This window comes from Agrobacterium salinitolerans (assembly GCF_002008225.1).
Taxonomy (GTDB): domain Bacteria; phylum Pseudomonadota; class Alphaproteobacteria; order Rhizobiales; family Rhizobiaceae; genus Agrobacterium; species Agrobacterium salinitolerans.
In genome coordinates this window covers 148258-169187 of the sequence record NZ_MRDH01000027.1, presented here as the reverse complement: position 1 = coordinate 169187, position 20930 = coordinate 148258, and the positions used below count along the sequence as shown (strand labels likewise).

At 60.6% G+C, this 20930-nt stretch carries 19 protein-coding genes; 12 read left to right on the top strand and 7 right to left on the bottom strand.

The genetic code is table 11. From position 1 onward, the window contains the following. The first annotated feature begins 35 nt into the window (after positions 1–35). From BS627_RS19140 to recX, 5 genes are all read left to right on the top strand, one after another. Complete coding sequence (locus BS627_RS19140) at positions 36–1499, top strand: sugar ABC transporter ATP-binding protein (RefSeq protein ID WP_077984761.1); 1464 nt, start codon at positions 36–38, stop codon at positions 1497–1499. After that, the gene (locus tag BS627_RS19135) at positions 1496–2437 is read left to right on the top strand and encodes an ABC transporter permease (RefSeq protein ID WP_077984760.1); all 942 of its coding nucleotides are present in this window, start codon (positions 1496–1498) and stop codon (positions 2435–2437) included. Before BS627_RS19140 ends, BS627_RS19135 begins: the two co-directional genes overlap by 4 nt. Beyond that, on the top strand, positions 2434–3381 hold the full coding sequence (locus tag BS627_RS19130; protein ID WP_077984759.1) for an ABC transporter permease: 948 nt from the start codon (positions 2434–2436) through the stop codon (positions 3379–3381). Before BS627_RS19135 ends, BS627_RS19130 begins: the two co-directional genes overlap by 4 nt. 28 nt (positions 3382–3409) lie before the next feature. Next, entirely contained in the window at positions 3410–4330 is a 921-nt protein-coding gene (locus BS627_RS19125; RefSeq protein ID WP_077984758.1) for an SMP-30/gluconolactonase/LRE family protein, read from the top strand. A gap of 70 nt (positions 4331–4400) precedes the next feature. Further along, positions 4401–4991 (top strand): recombination regulator RecX, encoded by a 591-nt coding sequence (recX, locus tag BS627_RS19120; RefSeq protein ID WP_089153271.1) that lies wholly within the window; start codon positions 4401–4403, stop codon positions 4989–4991. Between the two features lie 3 nt (positions 4992–4994). On the opposite strand, the gene BS627_RS19115 is transcribed toward recX, so the two are convergent. From BS627_RS19115 to BS627_RS19090, 6 genes are all read right to left on the bottom strand, one after another. Then, complete coding sequence (locus BS627_RS19115) at positions 4995–5393, bottom strand: c-type cytochrome (RefSeq protein WP_165691318.1); 399 nt, start codon at positions 5391–5393, stop codon at positions 4995–4997. Positions 5394–5491: 98 nt separating this feature from the next. Continuing rightward, a complete protein-coding gene (locus BS627_RS19110) occupies positions 5492–6019 on the bottom strand; it encodes a DUF992 domain-containing protein (RefSeq protein WP_077984755.1) in 528 nt (175 codons plus the stop codon). A 246-nt stretch (positions 6020–6265) separates the two neighbouring features. Continuing rightward, the gene (locus tag BS627_RS19105; RefSeq protein ID WP_077984754.1) at positions 6266–7075 is read right to left on the bottom strand and encodes an ATP-binding cassette domain-containing protein; all 810 of its coding nucleotides are present in this window, start codon (positions 7073–7075) and stop codon (positions 6266–6268) included. A gap of 34 nt (positions 7076–7109) precedes the next feature. Next, positions 7110–9074 carry a Fe(3+)-hydroxamate ABC transporter permease FhuB gene (fhuB, locus tag BS627_RS19100; RefSeq protein WP_077984753.1) on the bottom strand — a complete coding sequence of 655 codons (1965 nt, stop codon included), beginning with the start codon at positions 9072–9074 and terminating at the stop codon, positions 7110–7112. Further along, positions 9071–9973: an iron-siderophore ABC transporter substrate-binding protein gene (locus tag BS627_RS19095; protein ID WP_165691317.1), complete on the bottom strand. Its 903-nt coding sequence runs from the start codon at positions 9971–9973 to the stop codon at positions 9071–9073. The genes fhuB and BS627_RS19095 overlap by 4 nt, the downstream gene beginning before the upstream one ends. Positions 9974–10001: 28 nt before the next feature. After that, the gene (locus tag BS627_RS19090) at positions 10002–12164 is read right to left on the bottom strand and encodes a TonB-dependent siderophore receptor (protein ID WP_165691316.1); all 2163 of its coding nucleotides are present in this window, start codon (positions 12162–12164) and stop codon (positions 10002–10004) included. A 157-nt stretch (positions 12165–12321) separates the two neighbouring features. Between BS627_RS19090 and BS627_RS19085 the strand changes: the two genes are divergently transcribed. The 5 genes from BS627_RS19085 to BS627_RS19065 all read left to right on the top strand — a co-directional run bounded on the left by BS627_RS19085 (position 12322) and on the right by BS627_RS19065 (position 17658). After that, positions 12322–13233 (top strand): LysR family transcriptional regulator, encoded by a 912-nt coding sequence (locus tag BS627_RS19085; protein ID WP_077984850.1) that lies wholly within the window; start codon positions 12322–12324, stop codon positions 13231–13233. Between the two features lie 244 nt (positions 13234–13477). Beyond that, entirely contained in the window at positions 13478–13741 is a 264-nt protein-coding gene (locus BS627_RS19080) for a spike base protein, RCAP_Rcc01079 family (protein WP_059755951.1), read from the top strand. Between the two features lie 170 nt (positions 13742–13911). After that, positions 13912–15579, top strand: a complete 1668-nt coding sequence (locus BS627_RS19075) for a phosphoethanolamine transferase (RefSeq protein WP_077984752.1) — start codon at positions 13912–13914, stop codon at positions 15577–15579. Positions 15580–15644: 65 nt separating this feature from the next. After that, positions 15645–16298, top strand: a complete 654-nt coding sequence (locus BS627_RS19070; protein WP_077984751.1) for a response regulator transcription factor — start codon at positions 15645–15647, stop codon at positions 16296–16298. 22 nt (positions 16299–16320) lie between these two features. After that, the gene (locus tag BS627_RS19065) at positions 16321–17658 is read left to right on the top strand and encodes a sensor histidine kinase (protein ID WP_077984750.1); all 1338 of its coding nucleotides are present in this window, start codon (positions 16321–16323) and stop codon (positions 17656–17658) included. 62 nt (positions 17659–17720) lie between these two features. On the opposite strand, the gene BS627_RS19060 is transcribed toward BS627_RS19065, so the two are convergent. Continuing rightward, positions 17721–19025 carry an MFS transporter gene (locus BS627_RS19060; protein ID WP_165691323.1) on the bottom strand — a complete coding sequence of 435 codons (1305 nt, stop codon included), beginning with the start codon at positions 19023–19025 and terminating at the stop codon, positions 17721–17723. 291 nt (positions 19026–19316) lie between these two features. Here BS627_RS19060 and BS627_RS19055 point away from each other — a divergent pair, with 291 nt between their 5' ends. Together BS627_RS19055 and BS627_RS19050 are read left to right on the top strand one after the other, a co-directional pair. Further along, positions 19317–20426, top strand: a complete 1110-nt coding sequence (locus BS627_RS19055) for an RHE_PE00001 family protein (protein ID WP_077984748.1) — start codon at positions 19317–19319, stop codon at positions 20424–20426. A 251-nt stretch (positions 20427–20677) separates the two neighbouring features. Then, complete coding sequence (locus BS627_RS19050) at positions 20678–20908, top strand: helix-turn-helix domain-containing protein (protein WP_003522093.1); 231 nt, start codon at positions 20678–20680, stop codon at positions 20906–20908. The last annotated feature ends 22 nt before the right edge of the window (positions 20909–20930 follow it).

Sequence of the window (20930 nt, the reverse complement as noted above, 5' to 3'; positions counted from 1 at the left end):
CCATATTCAATTTCAGATCACTGGCGTAATTGCTCATGAATGACATCATCGAGGCGCAAGAAGTCGTCGCCGCGCGCGGCGTGAAGGTCGTGTTCGGCGCGGTAAGAGCGCTGGATGGGGCCGATCTCGTCATCCGCACGGGGGAATGCCTCGGGCTTGTCGGCCATAACGGCGCGGGAAAGTCCACCATCGTCAACGTTATCAATGGTGGGCTAACGCCACATGAGGGTTCCGTTTCCTATGGCGGCAACGAAAACCGCCACGGCATTGCCGCCGCGCGCGCGAACGGCGTTCGCTGCGTGTTTCAGGAACTGTCGCTCTGTCCGAACCTGACGATCAGCGAAAATGTCCGCATCATGCATGCCTCCGCGGGTGGGCGAAACTGGCGCGTCCGTGCGCTGACGACGATCCGGCAGGCACTGGATGAAATTTTTCCCGGCCACGGCGTCGATTGCGAGCTGACCGTGGCCGAGCTTTCCATCGCCGAACGGCAGATGGTGGAAATCGCCATCAATTTCTGCCGCATGCCGCACGCACCGAGACTGGTGATCCTCGATGAGCCGACGTCCTCCCTCGATGCCGGTCTCGCCGAGCAGCTGATGGATTATGTCCGCCGTTTCGTGCGTGAGGGCGGATCGGTTCTGCTGATCTCGCATATTCTCGGCGAAATTCTTTCGACGGCCACCCGTATCGTGGTGATGAAGGATGGCCGGGTGGTGGCCGACCGGAAGGCCGCCGACTTCACCACCCGCTCGCTGGTTGAGGCCATGGGCAGCGTCGTCAAGGAACAGGACAGGCGACGGGGTGAAAGCCGCAAGGCGGGCGAGAAGGTGCTTTCCATGCCGGCACGCCGGGGCGAAGGCCTTGCTTTCGAGGCCTTTCGCGGCGAGATCGTCGGCCTTGCCGGTCTCGGCGGCCATGGCCAGACCGAAGCGCTGCTCGATCTTTACCTTGCCCGCAACAATAGCTGGCTACCCGCGCGCAAGACCGATCTCGCCTTCGTGGCGGGCGACCGCAGCCTGAACGGTACTTTTCCGCTGTGGAGCATCCTCAAAAACCTGTCCATCGCCTCGCTTAGAGATATTTCAACAGCAGGCATGGTGGACAGGGGCAGGGAAACCGACCTTGGGGCGCAGTGGAAAAAGCGCATCGAAATTCGCACGCCCGACATGGGCAACAAGATCCTTTCGCTCTCCGGCGGCAACCAGCAGAAGGTGCTATTCGCCCGCGCGCTCGCCACCACCGCCAGCACCGTTCTGATGGACGACCCGATGCGCGGCGTTGATATCGGCACCAAACAGGAGGTCTACGACATCTTGAGAACCGAAGCCTCGAACGGCCGCACCTTCATCTGGTACTCCACCGAAATGGATGAAATCCGTCTCTGCGACCGGGTCTATGTGTTCCGCGACGGCGCCATCCAGGCGGAACTCGTCGGCGACGATATTACCGAGCAGAATGTGCTGGCCGCCTCCTTTTCCGGAGAAGACCACGCATGAAACTCTCCGCAAACGCGCTCCGCCTCATCATTCCCGCCGCCTCGCTCGCCTTCCTGCTAGCCGCCGTCTTCTACATGCAGCCGCGCGCCATGAGCTATACCGGCATGAACCTGCTGTTCAATCTGGCCGTGCCGATTGCGCTCGCCACCATTGCGCAGATGCTGATCATGTCGGTCAACGATCTCGATCTGTCGATGGGCGCCTTCGTCAGTTTCTGCGCCTGTGTAACCGCCACTTTCCTGCAAACCACGCCCGCCCTCGGAATTGCGATTTTTGCCGGTGCGATTGCGGTTTATGCATTGCTCGGCGCCATCATCCATATCCGCAACCTGCCCTCCATCGTCGTTACACTTGGCATGAGCTTCGTCTGGGGCGGCCTCGCCGTCCTCATCCTCCCCTCGCCCGGCGGCCAGGCGCCTGCCTTCATCCGCACGCTGATGACGGCGAAACCGCCGCTCGTGCCAATCGCCATCGTCGCCAGCATCCTGATCGCGGCGGTCGCCCATTATATCGTCATGCGCTCTTCCTTCGGAGTGTTGATGCGCGGCGTCGGCGGCAATTTCCGCTCGGTCGAGCGCTCCGGCTGGTCGGTCATCGGCATCCGCGCCGCCACCTTTGCGTTGGCCGGTTTCTTCGCGGTGCTGTCCGGTATCGCTCTTGTGGGGCTGACGACATCGGCGGATGCTAATATCGCGCTGCGTTACACGCTGCTGTCGATTGCCGGCGTCATCCTCGGCGGCGGCGAATTCGTCGGCGGCAGGGTCTCCCCCATCGGCGCCGTCATCGGCGCGCTGACGCTGACGCTCGCCGGCTCGTTCCTCTCTTTCATGCGCATTTCGCCCGACTGGCAGATCGGCGCTCAAGGGGCGATCCTGATCATCGTGCTGGCGCTGCGCATCCTGCTCAACCGTCTTGAAAAACGGGAGAAAAATCAATGAACGGGCTCTCTTCCCTCACCGGAAAACCATGGATCTGGTCCTTTGCCGCAACCATTGCGGTCTGGATCGTCACCGTGCTCTTCACCGGCGGCGCAAGCTCCTTCGGCCTGTCGCATGCAGCACTCACCTTCGCGGCCTTTTCGGTCATCGTCGGCATCGGCCAGATGTTCGTCATCACGCTCGGGCCCGGCAATATCGACCTCTGCGTTCCCGCCACAATGACGCTGTCAGGCACGCTGGCGCTCAAATTCATGGATGTGTCGGACGGTCTCATTCTGCCTGGACTGCTGATCGCCATCCTGATCGGCATCGCCATCGGCATCGGCAATTATGCGCTGATCAAACTCCTGCGCATCCCGCCGATCATCGCGACGCTCTCCATGAGCTTCATCGTGCAATCCATCGCCATCTGGTCGAACCGCGGCCTGCGCATCAAGCCGCCGGACACTTTGGCCACATTCGCCACGTCGAGCTTCTTCGGCATCCCCAACGTGGCGCTTGTCGCCCTGCTGCTTTCCGTCATCGCCTGGCTGCTTCTCGACCGCTCGTTTTACGGCCGCTGGATTTCCGCCATCGGCCAGAGCACCTTCGCCGCCCGTATGACCGGCATTCCGGTGGACGGCGCCCGTTTCGTCACCTATGTGCTCTGCGCGGTGCTGGCGGCGATTGCCGGTTATCTTCTCGCCAGCTTCTCCGGCGGTGCTGCGCTCAACATGGGCTCGGAATATCTGCTGATGTCCATCGCCGTCGTCGTCATTGGCGGCACGGCGGTCGCGGGTGGTGATTCCAATGTGCCTGGCATCTGGGGCGCCTCGCTTTTCATGTTCCTGGTGGTATCGATGCTGAACACCTATGGTTTCGGCGCCGGCATCCGCCTCATCCTCACCGGCCTCATCATCATCTCCGTCATCCTTCTGGCAAGCGGCCCCAAAGCCACGCGCTGAACGACAAGCTCTCAAGCGGACCACGCTCATGACCACAGACAAGACCTCCCCTTACGAAATCCACGATGACCGCTTCCGTCACCTGATCGTCGGCAATGCGGAGCTGGAAGAGCTTTATTCCGGCTGCCGCTGGGCCGAAGGACCGGTGTGGTTTGCCGATCTCAACTGCCTGCTGTTCAGCGATATTCCCAATGAGCGCATGCTGCGCTGGGTGCCGGACGGCGGCATTTCGGTCTTCCGCCAGCCTTCCAACTTCACCAACGGCAATACCCGCGACCGGCAGGGGAGGCTTGTCTCCTGCGAACATGGCGGCCGACGCGTCACCCGCACCGAGGTCGATGGCTCGATCACGGTTCTCGCCGACAGCTACGGCGGCAAGCGGCTGAACTCTCCCAATGATGTGGTGGTGAAATCCGACGGCAGCGTCTGGTTCACCGATCCGACCTACGGCATTCTTTCAGACTATGAGGGCTACAAGGCCGAGCCGGAGCAGAAGACCCGCAACGTCTATAGGCTCGATCCCGCAACCGGAAAGATCGACATCGCCATCGACGATTTCGTGCAGCCGAACGGCCTTGCATTCTCGCCCGACGAAACGAAGCTCTACGTCGCCGACAGCTCCTATAGCCATGATGTATCCCGCCCGCGCCATATCCGCGTCTTCGACGTGGTGGATGACGTGAAGCTTACGAATGGCCGGGAATTCTGCAATCTCGACAATGGCTTGCCGGATGGATTCCGCCTGGATACGGCTGGCAACCTCTGGACCAGTGCAGGCGACGGCGTTCATTGCTTTGCACCTGACGGTACGCTGATCGGCAAGATCAAGGTGCCACAGACGGTGGCGAACCTCACTTTCGGCGGCCCGAAGAAGAACCGCCTGTTCATTACCGCAACGAAATCGCTCTATTCGGTCTATGTCGCCGCCACCGGCGCACAGACGCCCTGAGACACCGAAACCGGAGAATTCAGGCCGGGAGGGAACTGGCAAGACGGCTCAAGCGCGTTATAAATGCGCCATGAGTGACGATTCCAGCCCCTTCCTGACTGACGATATGGAGTTCGACGACGAAGCACAGGCCATCGAGCCCACCAGCCGTATGCTCTCCTGGGCGCGCAATTCCGCTCTCTACCGACTGCAACAGCGGATGATGACGGAAAAGCAGCTGCGCGACGCCATCATGCGCAAGGCCCGGGAAAAATTCGAGGATATCGGCGCGGCGCAGGTAAAGGCGCTCGGCGAATTTGCGGTGACCTTCGCTTACGGCATCAAGGCGCTCGACGATACGGCTTTTGCGGAAATCACCGTGCGAAGCGGCCAGCGAAGCGGCAAGTCAAAACGCGGGCTGGCGCAGAAACTCCAGATCAAGGGAGTCGCCCGGGAAACGGCCACGGCCGCGTTGCAGGAGACCAACGATCTGGTCGCCGCCGTCATTTTCGCACGCAAACGCGCCTTTGGGCCTTATCGCCGTGTCGAACCGGACGAGAAACGCAAGGCCAAGGAATTTTCCGCTTTCGCCCGCAACGGCTTCAGTTTTGAAATCGGCGCGAAGGTGATGGCGATGACAACGGAAGAGGCGGAGGACATCCTCTCCGACGCGCCGCTTTAACATTTACTGCGGCAGGGGATGCGTCTTCAGATAGGCGATTAGATCAACAATATCGGTTTCGCTCCATAGCCCGAAAAAGCGCATCGCATTTCCGGGGATTGCCTTTTTCGGGCTGGCGATGAATTTCTGCAATTCTTCTTCTGTCCAGACCCGGCCAGATGCGCCTGCGTCCTTCAGAGACCGTGAATAATGACCGTAATCGGCCACGCTCGCCATCGGCCTGCCGACCACGCCCATCAGATGTGGCCCCATGCGGGTACGCGGTGCCTCGATGCTATGGCAGGTGGAACAGCGGCTGAAAACCTTCTCACCACGCGCAGCATCCCCCTCGGCAAAGGCGCTTGTCGCAAGAAGGAGGGGAAACGCGGCCACGGCCGCGGCTTGTCTGAAGACGGAAATCATGGTCCGGATAATACAACGCCCTCCCCGTCTGGCAACGAAGAGGACGTGTTTTGACGCGCGACACAATGCCCGGTTAAAAACACCGGGCAATTCGCCGATCAGTTCATGGCCGTCAGCGTCACAGACGTGCCGGTGGCAGCAAGGTTGAGGCCAACCTGACCCGTTACGCTGACCGTCTGAAGCTGGATGGAGCCGGAGGTGCCGCCAACGAGGATGTTGGTGCCGACGCCGAGACCGACGGTGACTTCAGCCGTTGCGCCCTGATAGAGGCCGCCCAGCGAACCGCGGTGATAACCGGCAGTCGGGGCGAAAACGGCCCAGACCAGACGGCCCTGCGTGGTGAAACCGAGGTCAACACCCATCTTGCGGATGGCGCCGGTGTAATGGTCTGTGCGACGCGCGCCCATGGTGGACTGGAAGGTGCAATCCAGTTCCTTGGCCGAGCCGAGAACGTAACCGACACCGCCGCCGATATCGCAGGTGAGGTAACCGATCTTGACGCCGTTGCGATCGTCCTGCTCCTGTGGAGCCGGCTCATATCTTGCAAGGTCGGCGGCGAGCGCGGATACGGTTCCGCCAAGGCCCATCGTCAATGCGGCAAAAGTTACGGCAACAGCCTTTTTCATCTTGTTTTCTCCTGTTTTATCCTACCCGCAGCAGCCCTTCTTGCCCTCTCCGGATATTGAATTCCGCACTGTTAACGTTTGTTCCGAAAAATCGATCCAAAACAATTGAATTGGAGGCGATGAAAGCGAAACGGTTAACAATGTCTGATGGCGGTAGGCTGGCATTAAGACATTGTTAGGGCGACAAATGCGCGCGGAATTACCATCAACAGCAAGCGTTTCCGCCCGTTGTTTTGCTGCAACATCTCAAAGCGGCAAAGCGACAGGAAGGCCGGTGGCGGCATGGGTCATGACATCCATGCGCACGCCGTAGATGCGCTCCAGCGTCTCCGGCGTCATGATCTCCTGCGGCGTTCCGCGTGCAATGAGTTGGCCGGAATGAAGCGCGACGATCTCATCGCAGAAACGTGCCGCCATGTTGACATCGTGCAGCACCACGATGACGCCGAGGCCCTTTTCGCGCGACAGTCTCTGCACCAGAGACAGCACCTCGAGCTGGTGCGCCATGTCGAGCGCGGAGATGGGTTCGTCGAGAAGTAGGCTTTCGGCGTTCTGGGCCACCAGCATCGCAAGCCACACGCGCTGGCGCTCACCCCCGGACAGCGTGTCCACCAGCCGGTCGCGGAAGGCGACGGTGTCGGTGAGTTCGATGGCTTCATCCACCTTCTCCTGATCGGCTTTGGTGAACTGCCCAAGCGCGCCGTGCCAAGGATAACGGCCGAGCGCCACCAGTTCCTTAGCCAGCATGCCGGAGGCGGCCGGCGTATATTGCGGCAGATAGGCGAGCTTTCGCGCAAATTCACGATTGCCCCAGGCGCCGAGCGTCTTACCCTCGAATGAGACCCTGCCCGCCGTCGGCTCCTGCATGCGCGCGAGAATCTTGAGCAACGTGGATTTTCCCGAACCGTTATGACCGATCAGGCCAATGGTCTTGCCGGTCGCAAAACTGGCCGTCAGCGGCTGCAACAATGTCCTGCCCGGCACTTCCATCGTCACGCCGTCGAGAGAAAAGAGCGGAATATCGTCATCATCGACGGCAAGCGCTGCCTGACCCATTGTTATCATCTCCGTACACCGTTCAAAAATTTAGTCATCGCCTGCCTGAAAGCCAGATCAGGTAAGGCGCGCCTGCCAGAGCCGCAAAAAGCCCGAGCGGCAGTTCATAGGGAAAGGTGACTGTCCGTGCGCCGAGATCGGAAAGCGCCATCAGCACCGCGCCGAACAGGAAGGAGGCGAAGAGATGGTCGCGCGGCGTGGTGAAACCGGCGCGCAGCGCAATATGCGGCGCCATCAACCCGACAAAACTCAAGGGGCCAACGAGCAGCGAGGCGGCACCGGTGGCAATGCCCGCCACCGCGATAACGGCGATACGCGCGGTGCTGAGCGGCAGGCCAAGCGATAGCGGCACGTCCCGCCCCAGCGGCAGGATCGTCAGCCAGCGGGTCACCGAAAGGGCCGCCGCCAGAAGCACGATGGAAAGGATGGAGAGAAAGATAGCCGAAGCCGGTGTCGCCGACGAACCGGAGCCGCTGAGCCAGGCGAGAATCTGCCATGCCCGCTGGTCGCCGATGGCAAGCAGCGCCGAGAGAACGGCCGAGCAGAGCGAACTGACGGCAATGCCGGCGAGTAGTATTTTTTCCGGCGCGAGGTGCCGGCGCATGGAAAACAGCAGGACGAGGATCATGACGGCCGCAGAGCCGATGCCGGCGCCGCAAAACAGTTCGAAAAGACCGGCGGCCGGAAAAATCGTAATGGCGGCGGCAAAACCGAGGCCTGCACCGCCGCTGACGCCGATCACTTCCGGGCTTGCCATGGGATTACCGGTAAGCCGCTGGAGAAGTGCGCCCGCCATGGCGAGCAGACCGCCGGCGGCCACGGCGGCCAACAGCCGCGGCCAGCGGAAGGGCATAAGGCTTTGCAGGTCAGTGGCCTTGAGCATTGTCCAGCCATCAGGCCCCTTGCCGATGGCGAGTGCGGCAAATACCAGCACTGCCATGATGAAGAGCACCGGCAGCAGGGCCGCAAGCCCGCGTCGTGTGGCGAGATCGACGCCTTCGCCACGATGCACATCGGTCGGCCGGATTTTCGGCAGCAGCCATAGAAGCAGCGGCCCGCCGATCAGCGCCGTTACGGCACCCGTCGGGAAAACTTCCGCCGTCGTACTCGCCAGAAGCTGCACGAGACCGTCGCAGAACCAGAGCAGCAGACCGCCCAGCAGGGGCGAAACAAGAAGGACGGAGGATGACCGTCGCACGCCGAGCGCCCGGGTGAGCGCCGGCGCGGCAAGACCGATGAAGCTGACGAGGCCGACCGCTGCGGCAACGAAAGCGGCCAGCATGACCGCGACGGCGGCGACCGCCAGCCTGATCGAAAACAGCGAGACGCCGAGCGATCGTGCACCGGCATCGCCGAGACCGAGGACCGTCAGCGGCTTAATCAGCAGGCCGGTCAGAACGAGCCCGGCAAGAAGCTGAAACGCGAGAGACAAGGCGTTCGACCAGTCCTGCTGGCTGAGCGAGCCGCCGTTCCAGACGACCAGCGACATCAGATATTCGCCCTGCGCCAAAGTCAGCGCCGCGGAAACGGACGCGGCGGTGATGCCGACCAGCAGCCCCGACACCACCATGGTCACCGGCTCGAAGGAGCGTCGCCAGCCTAAAAGGAACACGACGCCGGCCGCAGCGGCCGCGCCGGCGAGCGCGACCAGGGCGCGGTTGCCATCCAATACCGAGGGAAAAAACAGGGTGGCGATGACGATGGCGAGTTGCGCGCCGGCCGAGATGCCGAGTGTCGAAGGATCGGCAATCGGATTGCGCAGCAATTGCTGCAACAACGCACCCGACAGTCCCAGCATCGCGCCCGCCAGAATGGCGACCGCCATGCGCGGCAGCAGGCTGAAGGCGAAGATGATCTGATCCATGGACATGGATGCGGCATCGAATGGCAGGCTCGGCCAAGCACCGAGGGGCAACCGTTGCAGGCCGGCATACAGGGAAAGGCCGCAAGCGAAAACAAACAGAAGCCCGAAGAAAAACTGGAGAGGCCGTGCCGTCACAGGGCTTCTCCCTGTGCCGTCAGCGCTTCGGTCAGAAGCCGCGCAAAGCGCATGCCGGCGGTGATGCCGCCATAGGGGCCGACATTGCCGAGCGTGACCACCCGGTTTTCCCGCACGGCAGGCAGCGCGCGCCATATGGCGCTGCTGCGCAAGGTTTCCCGCGCCTCGACCGGAATGTCGGAGACGATGACGATGCGCGCATCGGGCGAAGCGGCGAGATTTTCAAGCGGCACCGGGGCCGCAAAGGTGAATTGCGAACGATCCACCCAGGCATTGGCAAGCCCCAGCCGGCCAAGAACATCCCCGAACATGCTATCAGCACCGAAAGCGCGAAAATGCCGGGCGTCGCCGATGTTGATCACATAGGTCGGCCGCGCCGCAAAACCGGCAAGGCGGGCCCGCATGGCCTGCAGCGCCGCTTCCGTTTCGCCCAGCACCCTGCGCGCCTCGTCTGCCCTGCCGAGCTTGTCGCCAAGGGCTGAGACCGCCGCCAGCGCCTTTGCGAAAGGCGGTTCGCCCTTCACGTAAAAGGGCAGCGAGAAGACCGGGGCAATCGCTTCCAGCCTGCCGATATAACGGGTGTAGAAGGGCGAAATCAGAATGAGATCGGGCCGGGTCAGTTGCAGAAGCTCGAAGTTCGGCGCACCGCGCAGGCCGAGATCGGCGACGGTTGCAGGGATTTCCGGCTCGACCGCGTCCACCCGGAACTGGATGAGTTCGGTCGCCGCCACCGGCATGACGCCGAGCGCAACGGCGGTTTCCAACATGGCCCAGTCAATGGCGGCAAGGCGTGGCGTGACCGCCGCGCGCGCCTTGCCGGCAAGAGCAGAAGCAGCGACCAGGCCCAAAAATTCCCGCCGCCCCCAGAGGGGGGACATCCATCGATCCTTGCGCGTCATGCCCCTACTGCTTCACTTTGATATGGCGTCACCAACGATAGGTCAGCTTGCCCATAACCGTTCTTCCGTCACCGTAATAACATCCGAAAGTGGAGCAACTAGAAATATATTCTTTATCAGTCAAGTTTTGCACCTGAAGCGAGGCGCGGTAGCCGTTCTTCTCGTAATGCACGCCGAGATCGAGCAGGGCGAGGCCCTTCATCTCGAAGGTATTGGCGGCATCGCCATAGCGTTTTCCGACATAACGCACACCGCCGCCGATGCCGAAACCCTCAAGGGCGGTATCTTCCGGGAAAGTGTAATCCAGCCAGAGGCTTGCGGCGTGCCGGGGCGTGCTGTCCAACTCCTTACCGTTATTCACACGGCCGGAGACCTCGCTGTCCATGTAGGTATAGGCCGCGCGCAGGTCGAGCCCGTCGGCAAGGCTTGCGACACCCTCGAGTTCAAGGCCTTTCACATGCGCCTCGTCCATCTGCTGCGTCACGCCGCCCACAGTCGTCGTGACGTTTTTCTGTGTCAGATCGTAGACCGCGGCGGAGAAGAACCCATCGAAACCCTCGGGCTGGTATTTGACGCCCGCTTCCCATTGTTCGCCGGTGGTCGGTTTCGGCGCGTCGCCGACAGCCGGCTGCGGCACCGGTTCGAAGGAGGTCGCATAGCTGACATAGGGCGCGATGCCGCCATCGAACAGATAGCTGACGCCGACGCGGCCGGTCAGCTTGTTATCGTCCTTGTCGAGCGAGCGGTAGGTGGCGCCGTTGAAGGTCGTGCCGCTGGTGCTTGCCCAGTCCTGCCGCAAGCCAGCGGTGACCCGCCAGTTCTCGAAGGCCATCTCGTCCTGCGCATAAAGGCCGATCTGGGAAATATCCGTCTTCACATCGGCATAGAGCGTGCGCGACGTGAGGCTGATCGGCCCGCCATAGACCGGATTGACGGGATTGAGCGGCGTCGCGGCCCAGAACTCGGTTTTGACGTTATTGTCGAAATAACGGTAGTCCAGCCCGACAAGCAGGGTGTGGTCGATTGGCCCCGTGGAGAAATCCGCTTGCAGGCTGTTGTCGATGTTGAAGGTGTTCAGCAGCTCGTCCTGGAACGTCGCATTGCGACGGATGAGATTGCCGATCATGCCGCCGTTGGCCGACGACATGCCGAGCGCGCGGTAGGACCAGTCGAAATTGGAATAACGAGCATTCTGCCGGAAGGTGAAGGTCTCGTCGAAACGGTGCTCGAACTCATAGCCGATATTGGTGAATTTACGGTTCGACGTATCGAAGGACGGATCGCCGACATAAAAGCTGCGGTCCAGCATATTGCCGGGTCTGAGATAGGTCAGCGCCGCCGGCAGGCCGGAGGGCGAACTCGGATTGTCATGCTGATAGGAGGCAAGAACCGTCAGCTTCGTATCCTCGTCCGGCTGCCAGGTGAGCGCCGGTGCGATGAAATAGCGGTCGTTCTGCAGATTGTCCGTCTGAAGGTGGGCGTTGCGCGCAAGACCTGTCAGGCGATAGGCGAAACTGTCGGTGCCCGCGACCGGTCCACCGATATCGAACATCGACTGGTAATAGTCGAAGCTGCCGATCTGCGCCCCCACTTCGCCGAAACGCTCGAAGATCGGCCGTTTGCTGATGAGATTGATGAGGCCACCGGGATTGCCCTGACCATAAAGCACCGAGGCCGGCCCGCGAATGACTTCCACCCGCTCCAGACCATAAACTTCATAGGACGGCGCACCGGCCGTGCGCATCAACCGCAGACCGTTTAGAAACTGCAACTGGTTCCCCTGAAAGCCGCGGATACGCGGCGCATCGAAACGCGGATCGGCGCCGAACGGCTGCGCAACCACACCGGGAACATAGTTCAACGCCTCGCCGAGAGTGCGGACGTTCTGCACATCCATCTGGTCCTTGGTGATGACGGAGACGGATTGCGGCGTCTCGATCAGGGATCGCCCCGTCTTGGTGGCGCTGGCGCTCGTTTTCGCCACATAGCCTTTCACCGGAGCCTTGGGGTCCTGATTTTTGGCGCTGTCCACTGTGATGGTCTGCAGCACCGTCGTACCGGCCTCCTGCGCAAAGGCGGAAGCCGGGGCAAAAAACGCCGCATGAGCGATGACGGCGCAACCGCCAGCCAGAATGGAAATGTGTTTGGTTTTTCCCTGCACGCCAAGACCCTTCATCACCCGCGCCACCACAAGACGGTATTTTCTGGAGAATTTAAGTCATCTTATTACGCAAGGGACGGATTGTGATCCAATAAGCGCAGCCGGTTTTTTTCAGAACTATTGATTATGAAAACTCACATCGATAATAGCTTTGAATTATTCAAATCTGCCGGGAAAGGCCGTGACGATGGGCAGGAAACCGGCAAGCCGGGCGGAGACATTCGAATTACGCCACCTGCGCTATTTCACCACGCTGGTAGATGAGCGCAATTTCGAGCGCGCCGCCGCCCGCCTCGGCATCGCCCAGCCGGGCTTGAGCCAGCAGATCATGGCGCTCGAACAGATTGTCGGCATGCCGCTTCTCGACCGAACGCGCCGCTCGGTGAAGCTGACCACGCCCGGGCAGCTTCTCTATGAAGACGCCCGGAAGATCCTCGCCAATGCCGAGGCGACGCTTGCGGCGCTCAAACGCGTCGACCGCGGCGAAACCGGGCGCATTTCCATCGGTTATGTCGCCTCGGCCGCCTATTCCGGCCAGATGATCCGGTCCATCGCCGGTTTCCGTGCTTCCCATCCCGATGTGGAGATGCAATTGATCGAGATGGAGATGCGGCTGCAACTGGCCAAGATTGCCGACGGCAATCTGGATTTCGCCTTCATCCGCCCGCCCGCGCCTGTTCCGGAAGGTGTGACGACCCATGTGGTGCTGCGCGAACCGCTGATGGCCGCGCTTCCTGAAAACCATCCCCTGGCCTTTGCGCTGCAGGTCGATCTGAAAAACCTTGCCGGCGAGACCTTCATTACCCCGCGACAGCCGCCGGATGTCGGGTTTCACTACAATACGATAGAGGCCTGCAATGAAGCCGGGTTCCAGCCGGCGATCACCCCGGAAGGCAGGGACTACACCACGATCGCCAGCATGGTGGCCATCGGCCTCGGCGTCGCGCTGGTGCCGCGCTCGCTTAATTGCCTGAGGTTGCCCGGTGTGCGCTACCTGCCGCTTGCCGCCAGTTCCACGACCTCGGACCTCGCCATCGCCCACCGGAAAACGGAAGCCTCTCCCGCCGTCAGGGCCTTCATTCTCCACATGCGCAATTGAAGCGGGCAGCATCCGCCCGCCTGTCGATCCCGTGGAGGAAAAATCCGTCATCATCCGTTTGCGCCGCATTGGCGGCAAAAGGCGGGGGCGGCGTAACGCCATGAAATTGCGAAAAGAATGACGCTCTTGCGGGCAGGCCCAAGACGAGACCGAAATCCTCTCCGGATATTTCCTGTACCCGCTTTTCCCCATGGCCGCAGCGCATCCCATAATCGCGCCAGATTTCGATTCACGGGAGACAGCAATGGCTGAGACTTACGAACACCACGCCGCCGGCCTCGAATCCCCGGCATCCCACGCTTTCGATGTGGTTCCGGACGATACGAGCCCGCTTCCTTCCCCCACCCGCGCCATCTATGTGGGCAATGGCGGCCATCTCTGCCTGACCCTGCTTTCCGGAGCGACGGTGACCTTCCAGAACCTGCCCGCAGGCAGCCTGCTGCCGGTCAGGGCCACACGCATATTTGCAACGCGCACCACCGCCACAGGCATCGTGGGCCTCAATTAAGGGCTCTATCGTCATCCGCCAAACGGCCACCACGGAGAGTGACACTTTCATGACAAGCTTTCAGGTTGATGTCAGCAAAATGACGCATCCGCCATTGGTCGGCCCATGCGGCAGCCTTTCCGGAGGCGTTTTCGCCCCGTCTCCGTTGCCGCCGGCCTATTGTAAATCTGGTGGATCTGACAGTGGCTCTTTTTACCGCGAAAGCGACGGGAACAGTAACATATCGTCCGGAAATCGGCAGCGTGCCGCTCAGCCTGCTGACGGCGGCCTATCTGCTGTTTTTCACGAACCGGACATTCTGGTCGAAGGTTCACACCTATCTTTCAGCCTATCCGGTCGCCATCGTCGCGCTTTATGGCGCCATGGCCGCCCTTTTCGGCGCGCTAATCATTATTTTTTCCGCCAAATATCTCATCAAGCCGTTCTTGATCTTCCTGATCTTCGCGGCGGCGGCCGCTTCCTGGTTCATGGATCGCTACGGCATCGTCATCGACAGCGATATGATCCGCAACGCCATGGAGACGACACAGGCGGAAGCCGGCAATCTGATCACGCCCGGCTTTCTCTGGCACATGGCGATTTACGGACTGGTGCCGTCCCTCCTCATCGTCGCCGTGCGTGTGCGGCACCGGACGATTCTCGACAAGCTTTTATGGAACACGATCAGCATCCTGATCTGTCTTACCATCGCCGGCATCATCAGCTTCGCCAATTCCAAGACCTTCACCACCGCCGTGCGCCAGCACAAGGACATTGTCAAAAGCGTCAATCCCCTGTCGCCGATCATGTCGGCCATTCATTATTTCACGCTGGCCGGCAAGGAAGTCGATATTCAGGTCAGCCCGGTCGGCAGGGATGCGAAAATCCTGCCTTCATTGGGCGGCGTCCGCAAACCCCGCATCACCGTCATCGTGGCGGGCGAGACCGCGCGGGCCGCGAACTTTTCCCTGAACGGTTATGGGCGCGAGACCAATCCCGAACTCGCAAAACGCGGCGTGATTTATTTTCCAAACACGACCAGTTGCGGCACCGCGACGGCGATTTCCATTCCCTGCATGTTCTCGAAGTTCCCGCGTTCGCAATATAGCCACAACAAGGCGCTCGCCAATGAAAACGTCATGGATGTTCTCGTCCATGCCGGTGTCAGCGCCACATGGCTGGACAACAATACCGGCAGCAAGAACGTGGCTGACCGTATCCCTTATTTTGATCTGCCCTCGACCAATGACAGCCGCTTCTGCACTGGCGGAGAATGCCGCGACGATATCTTCTTCGACAAGCTCGATTCCTGGCTCAATAACGTTACCAGAGACAGCGTGATCGTGCTGCACCAGATGGGCAGCCACGGGCCGACCTATTATCTGCGTTATACCGACGAATTCCGCAAATTCACCCCGGATTGCCGCACGGCCGAGCTTGGCAACTGCTCCGACGCGGAGATCGTCAATTCCTACGACAACACGCTTCTTTACACCGACCATTTCCTCTCGACCGTGATCGACAAGCTGAAGGCCCGTTCCGACAGGCTGGCGACGAGCATGATCTATGCATCGGACCACGGCGAATCGCTTGGCGAGAGCGGCGTCTACCTGCATGGCGCGCCGTATCTGCTGGCGCCCGACCAGCAGACCCATGTGCCGTTTCTCGTCTGGTTCGATGACGATTTTGCCAAATCCATGGGGCTCAACAAAGCCTGCCTCGCAAAAACCGCGGCGGAGGGCGGGCGCTCGCACGACAATTATTTCCACAGCATCCTCGGCATGATGAATGTCTCCACATCGGTCTACGATCCATCGCTCGATGTGTTCGGTGGCTGCACCCAGCGTCAGAACAGCTGAAACACTGTGCTTGACGCTTATCCGGAGAAAGAGATACGCAAGACGAAGCGATAGAGGGAGCTGTCTTGCGGGTTCTGCTTGTTGAAGACGATCATGTGCTGGGCGAAGCGCTGCGGGACCATGTCGCAGCGGCGGGTCATGCTGTCGACTGGTTCAAGACGCTGGGTGACGCCATGGCCGCGACGCTGACGATGGGTTACGGCCTCATCCTGCTCGACATGCGCCTGCCGGACGGCGAGGGCATCACCCTTCTGCAAGGCCTGCGCCAGCGCGATGACGCGACGCCGGTCATCATTCTGACGGCCCACGACCAGGTCTCCGACCGCATTGCCGGACTGAACGCCGGTGCGGACGATTATCTGGTCAAGCCTTTCGATCTCAACGAGCTTTCGGCCCGCATGCTGGCCGTCTCGCGCCGTTACGAAGGGCGTTCTGCTCCCGTCATCCGCCTGCCCGGCATCGAGATCAATCAGGTGGCGCGCAACATCACGGTCGATGGGACTGCGCAGACGCTGAGCGCCCGGGAATGGGCCGTGCTGGAGAAACTCGTCGAACATCCTGGCGCCGTCGTTTCCAAAGCGCAATTGCACGACACGCTTTATGAATTCGGCGCGGAAATAGAAAGCAACACGGTCGAGGTCTATATCAGCCGGCTGCGCAAGAAAATCGGCCATGACCGCGTCGAGACCGTGCGCGGCGTCGGCTACACCATCAGATAGTCAGAATTGCAAGCAGGCAGAAATGGCCAGACCGACCAGCATGACCCGCAAGCTCGTGACGGCGCTGACCAGCGTTGTCGCCATATCCTGGCTACTTGCCTGCGCGCTGGGCGTCATGGTGATGCAGGATGAGTTCGCCGAGATTTTCGACGCGGGCCTTGAGGAAACCTCAGAAAGGCTTCTGCCGCTTTTGCTGGACGATCTTCGCGAAAACAATACCGCGCCCGCCTCGCAGAAACTCAACAAGTCGGCGGAAGGGGCGGAATATCTGACCTACCAGGTTCGCGACCGTGAAGGGCAAGTCGTGCTGCATTCACATGACAGTTCGACGGAACCTTTCGAGGTACCGCTCGATCCCGGTTTTTCAGAGACATCGTCGCAACGTATCTTCACGATCGCTTCGCCGGACGACAATTATTTCCTGCAGGTCGCCGACGCCTTCGCCAATCGCCGCGAGGCGATCGAAGAGGCGGGCGCCGCGCTGCTTCTCCCCGTTCTCATCCTCATTCCCGCCAGCATTTTTGCCGTCATTGTGGTGGTGCGCAGAACGCTGCGACCGATACAGACCCTGCGCGACGATATCGGCAAAAAGGACGGCGGCAATCTCGCGCCGCTGCCGACGCAACCATTTCCGGGAGAACTGCATCCCATTGCCCGTTCGGTCAATCTGCTGCTCGGACGATTGCGATCGGCAATCGAGGCGGAACGGGAATTCACCGCCAACAGCGCCCATGAATTGCGCACGCCGATTGCCGGCGCGCTGGCGCAGGCGCAGCGGCTGCATGCCGACATTCCGCCGGAGCTTGCGCCGCGTGTGGAGAACATCGAAAAATCCCTGCAGCATCTCGCCCACCTGGCCGAAAAACTGCTTCAGATGTCGCGCGCTGAAGCAAAGATCGGGGTCACCGATAAAACGAGCGACGTCATCCCCGTGCTCGAACTCGTGATCGATGACATGAGCAGAACGACAATCGGAACGTCGCGCATCCGTTTCAACAATCGCCGCGACGGCGGTTTACCCTGCAGGATCGGCGCGGATGCCTTCGGCATCATCATTCGCAACCTTCTCGAAAACGCGCTGATCCACAGTCCGGCGGAAAGCCCGGTGCAGGTCATCGCCGAAGCAGACGGCACGATCCACATCGTCAACTCCGGGGCGGCTATCGATGGGGGGCTATTACCCAAGCTGACGACGCGTTTTACCAGGGGCCAGACCACGGCGGACGGAACCGGGCTTGGTCTGGCCATCGTCAAAAGCCTCGTGGAGCAAGCCGGCGGAAAGCTGCTGCTTTCCTCTCCGGCGCCGGGCCGGCAGGATGGTTTTGAGGCCCGTATCGTCCTTCCTGTCGAACCCGCCTGACTGCAGAAAAGAACAAGCCCCGCCGGAAGGGCGGGACTTTTGCCGGTCTGGATGCGGGTCGCTCAATCCTCGTGAATATGGCTGTGATCGCGCGTGTCGCGCATCTTCACATAAACCACCAGCGACAGAGCGATCATGATCGTCACATACCAGAAGAACCAGCTTTCGTGGCCGATTTGCTTGAACTTCAGGGCCACGAATTCCGCCGTTCCGCCGAATATGGTGTTCGCCAGCGCATAGGGGAGAGCCACGCCAAGCGCGCGGATATGGGCAGGGAACATTTCCGCCTTCACCACCGCATTGATGGAAGTATAGCCGGTAACGATCAACAGACCGACCAGAACGAGGGCGAAAGCCATGATGGGATCGGTCGTCGTCGAAAGCGTGCTGAAGATCGCATAGGTGCACAGCGTTCCGAGAATGCCGAAGCCCACCATCAGCGGCTTGCGGCCGATCTTGTCGGACAGCGCGCCGGCGAGCGGTTGGCACAGCATGAAGACGAAGAGCGCCGCCGTGGTGATTTCCGTCGCACTTTCCTTGCTGAAGCCGGAAGTGTTGACGAGGAATTTCTGCAGATAGGTCGTATAGGCGTAAAAAGCGAGCGTGCCGCCGGAGGTGAGCGCCATAACCATCAGCGCTTCCCTTGGATAGTGCTTGAACAGCGCCCATCCGCTGGACTTCGGCTTGTCGACAGCACCGGTCTTGGCATTTTCGAAGGACTGCGTCTCGACAAGGCCGCGGCGGATATAAAATACCGCAATCGCCAGAAGGCCGCCGATGAAGAAGGGAATGCGCCAGCCCCAGGAGCCGAGTTGTTCCGGCGTCAGGACCCGCTGCAACACCAGAAGCACCGCAAGCGCCAGAAGCTGACCGGAAATGAGCGTCACATACTGGAAACTGGAGAAGAAACCACGGCGATTCTTGCCGGCCATTTCGCTGAGATAGGTCGCGCTCGCGCCATATTCACCGCCGACGCTGATACCCTGCAGAAGCCTTGCGAAAACCAGAATGGCCGGCGCGGCAATGCCGATCGCCTCGTGGCCGGGCGTAATCGCGATCAGCAGCGAACCGAGACACATCAGCGTGACAGATAAGGTCAGGCCGGCCTTGCGGCCCTTGCGGTCGGCATAGGTGCCCATGAACCAGGCCCCGATGGGCCGCATCAGAAATCCGACTGCGAAAACGGCGGCTGCGCTCAGAAGCTCGGCGGTCTGGTTCCCGGAAGGGAAAAACACCGGCGCAAAATAAAGGGTGAAGGCCGAATAGACATACCAGTCGTACCATTCGACGAGATTGCCCGCCGATCCGCCGATGATGGATTTCAAACGGGTTTTCTGATCCGGCGCGGTGGCGGGACCATTTGCCATAATATTCACGGGTAAACTCCAATTCATCTTCGTCTGGAGATGGAAGGGCGAACGGAAGGTGTGATAATTTGTCGCTCTCGGTGGGGGTATATACCCGCCATGTTGCAGTGCGCAAGTTTATACCGCGCCGCAATATTGACGAAAAAACAGCAAGGGCGAGCAAAACCCTCGTCCCGCCATTTCTGTAACCACACGGCTTTTCGTCGGGATTTTGGGTGAAAACCGCGAAAGCGGAGGTGCCCGACTGTGATCCGCCTTGTAAGCCGCCCGTGCTCAAACTAAAAAATATCAATGATTTACGATATATCGGACGTACAGATCGAAAAGCTCCTCATTGCCGCCGCCCGCGCCGGCGAGGCGCTGGCGCGGCTGGACGAGCGGATCGACCGGTCACCGATGAAACAGGGCTTCATCGAAAGGCAGGATTTCACCGATGCGATTTCATCCATGTGGGTGGATGGCGAACTCGTTCACATGGAAGATCTTGTGCTGCATGACGCCCATATGGATGTGCGCGCGCCAACCCATGAAATGACGGCGGCGCACCGGATTCTCCGCTCGCGACGGCTGATCTTTTCCAATGCCTCCGGCTGGGCCTTTACCGCGCCGGGCCTTTCTAGGCTACGCGGCAGGGCCGCGCTTGCCGAAGAACCAGCACCTCCACGGCAAACACTCGACCATTCCCGCGATGAAGATGCCGACGCAGAGGAGGAAACATCGCTGGACGGCGCTTTTTCCGAGCTGGACGCGCTGCTGGCGCGAAGCGCCGCAACGCTCGATGCGATCACCACCGGAGGCGCGCTTCAGCCAATGCACAGGGAGGAAAGCCATGCGATCATCAACGAACCCGACTGGGACGAAGACGAACGGTTGAAAGAATGGTGGGCTGTCCTTGCGCGCACGGAAGAACTGCCGGCAATCCTTCGCACCGCCATCCTGCTCGACGCGTGGAACATGATCGAGGTGCTGCAACGCAGCCCCTGGCTCGGCCGACTTCTGGTCTCCGCCTTTCTGCGCGACGGCGCCGTCACACCCGCTCACCTGCCGGCCCTGAGCGCCGGTCTGCGTGCGATCCCACGGGAGCGCCGGCACGCCCGAAACCAGACGCAGCGCATTGCCGCACTTCTCGACAGCTTTTACGAAGCGGCGCAGGCCGGCATGAAGGAACATGACCGCCTGACCCATGCGCGAGAACGCATGATGCGCAAACTGGCCGGCCGACGCTCTTCCTCTCGCCTGCCGGAACTGGTGGAGCTTGTCGTCTCTCGACCGGTGGTTTCTGCGGCGATGATTGTCAAGGAACTCGGCACCACGCCGCAGGGCGCTATAGGCCTCGCCAACCAACTGGAATTGCGGGAAGTGACCGGCCGTGGCCGGTTTCGCGCCTGGGGCATGCTGTAGCGAAAGCCGCCCGTCCTCGCAGGAGCCCTGAAAACGTGGGATTTTCGGCCATTTTCGGGCAGGGCGTGCCGCAGGAATGCGGCGATCACGAATCTTAACAAAATTTAACTATTGCGTAGGTCGATGAAGCCGCTATGTTCCTCGCTGCGTTGCAGCACCGATATTCTTCTCCGGCAACGCGGTCGCATTCGGCCCCGGCAACTTTTCTGTGCCGCCCGCATTTAAGTGTCCATTCTGAGGGAGATGCAATAATGACAATTTCAATCTCACAACCCGATTCCGATCACGAAACCGATGCTCCATTTGCCAAAAAGGTCCTCACCGCACGCAATCTCGCCGGATATACGGTCGAACAGCTTGCCGTGACCTGCGGCCTGACCACCAGCGAAATACGCGCGCTGGAAGACGGCACGGACAGCGATCCGCTGCGCATCAGACGCGTTGCCGCAGCACTTCATATTCCCGTTGAAACCGTTATCTGATCCACCTGGCGATCATTAAAAA

Coding starts and splice junctions, on each gene's coding strand:
- BS627_RS19105 (WP_077984754.1), bottom strand. CDS start 7,075: ATGGGTCAGGCAGCGCTTGCCGTCGATGATGACGATATTCCGCTCTTT.
- BS627_RS19110 (WP_077984755.1), bottom strand. CDS start 6,019: ATGAAAAAGGCTGTTGCCGTAACTTTTGCCGCATTGACGATGGGCCTT.
- BS627_RS19125 (WP_077984758.1), top strand. CDS start 3,410: ATGACCACAGACAAGACCTCCCCTTACGAAATCCACGATGACCGCTTC.
- BS627_RS19115 (WP_165691318.1), bottom strand. CDS start 5,393: ATGATTTCCGTCTTCAGACAAGCCGCGGCCGTGGCCGCGTTTCCCCTC.
- BS627_RS19050 (WP_003522093.1), top strand. CDS start 20,678: ATGACAATTTCAATCTCACAACCCGATTCCGATCACGAAACCGATGCT.
- BS627_RS19135 (WP_077984760.1), top strand. CDS start 1,496: ATGAAACTCTCCGCAAACGCGCTCCGCCTCATCATTCCCGCCGCCTCG.
- recX (WP_089153271.1), top strand. CDS start 4,401: ATGAGTGACGATTCCAGCCCCTTCCTGACTGACGATATGGAGTTCGAC.
- BS627_RS19085 (WP_077984850.1), top strand. CDS start 12,322: ATGGGCAGGAAACCGGCAAGCCGGGCGGAGACATTCGAATTACGCCAC.
- BS627_RS19060 (WP_165691323.1), bottom strand. CDS start 19,025: ATGGCAAATGGTCCCGCCACCGCGCCGGATCAGAAAACCCGTTTGAAA.
- BS627_RS19065 (WP_077984750.1), top strand. CDS start 16,321: ATGGCCAGACCGACCAGCATGACCCGCAAGCTCGTGACGGCGCTGACC.
- BS627_RS19055 (WP_077984748.1), top strand. CDS start 19,317: ATGATTTACGATATATCGGACGTACAGATCGAAAAGCTCCTCATTGCC.
- BS627_RS19095 (WP_165691317.1), bottom strand. CDS start 9,973: ATGACGCGCAAGGATCGATGGATGTCCCCCCTCTGGGGGCGGCGGGAA.
- BS627_RS19130 (WP_077984759.1), top strand. CDS start 2,434: ATGAACGGGCTCTCTTCCCTCACCGGAAAACCATGGATCTGGTCCTTT.
- BS627_RS19080 (WP_059755951.1), top strand. CDS start 13,478: ATGGCTGAGACTTACGAACACCACGCCGCCGGCCTCGAATCCCCGGCA.
- BS627_RS19140 (WP_077984761.1), top strand. CDS start 36: ATGAATGACATCATCGAGGCGCAAGAAGTCGTCGCCGCGCGCGGCGTG.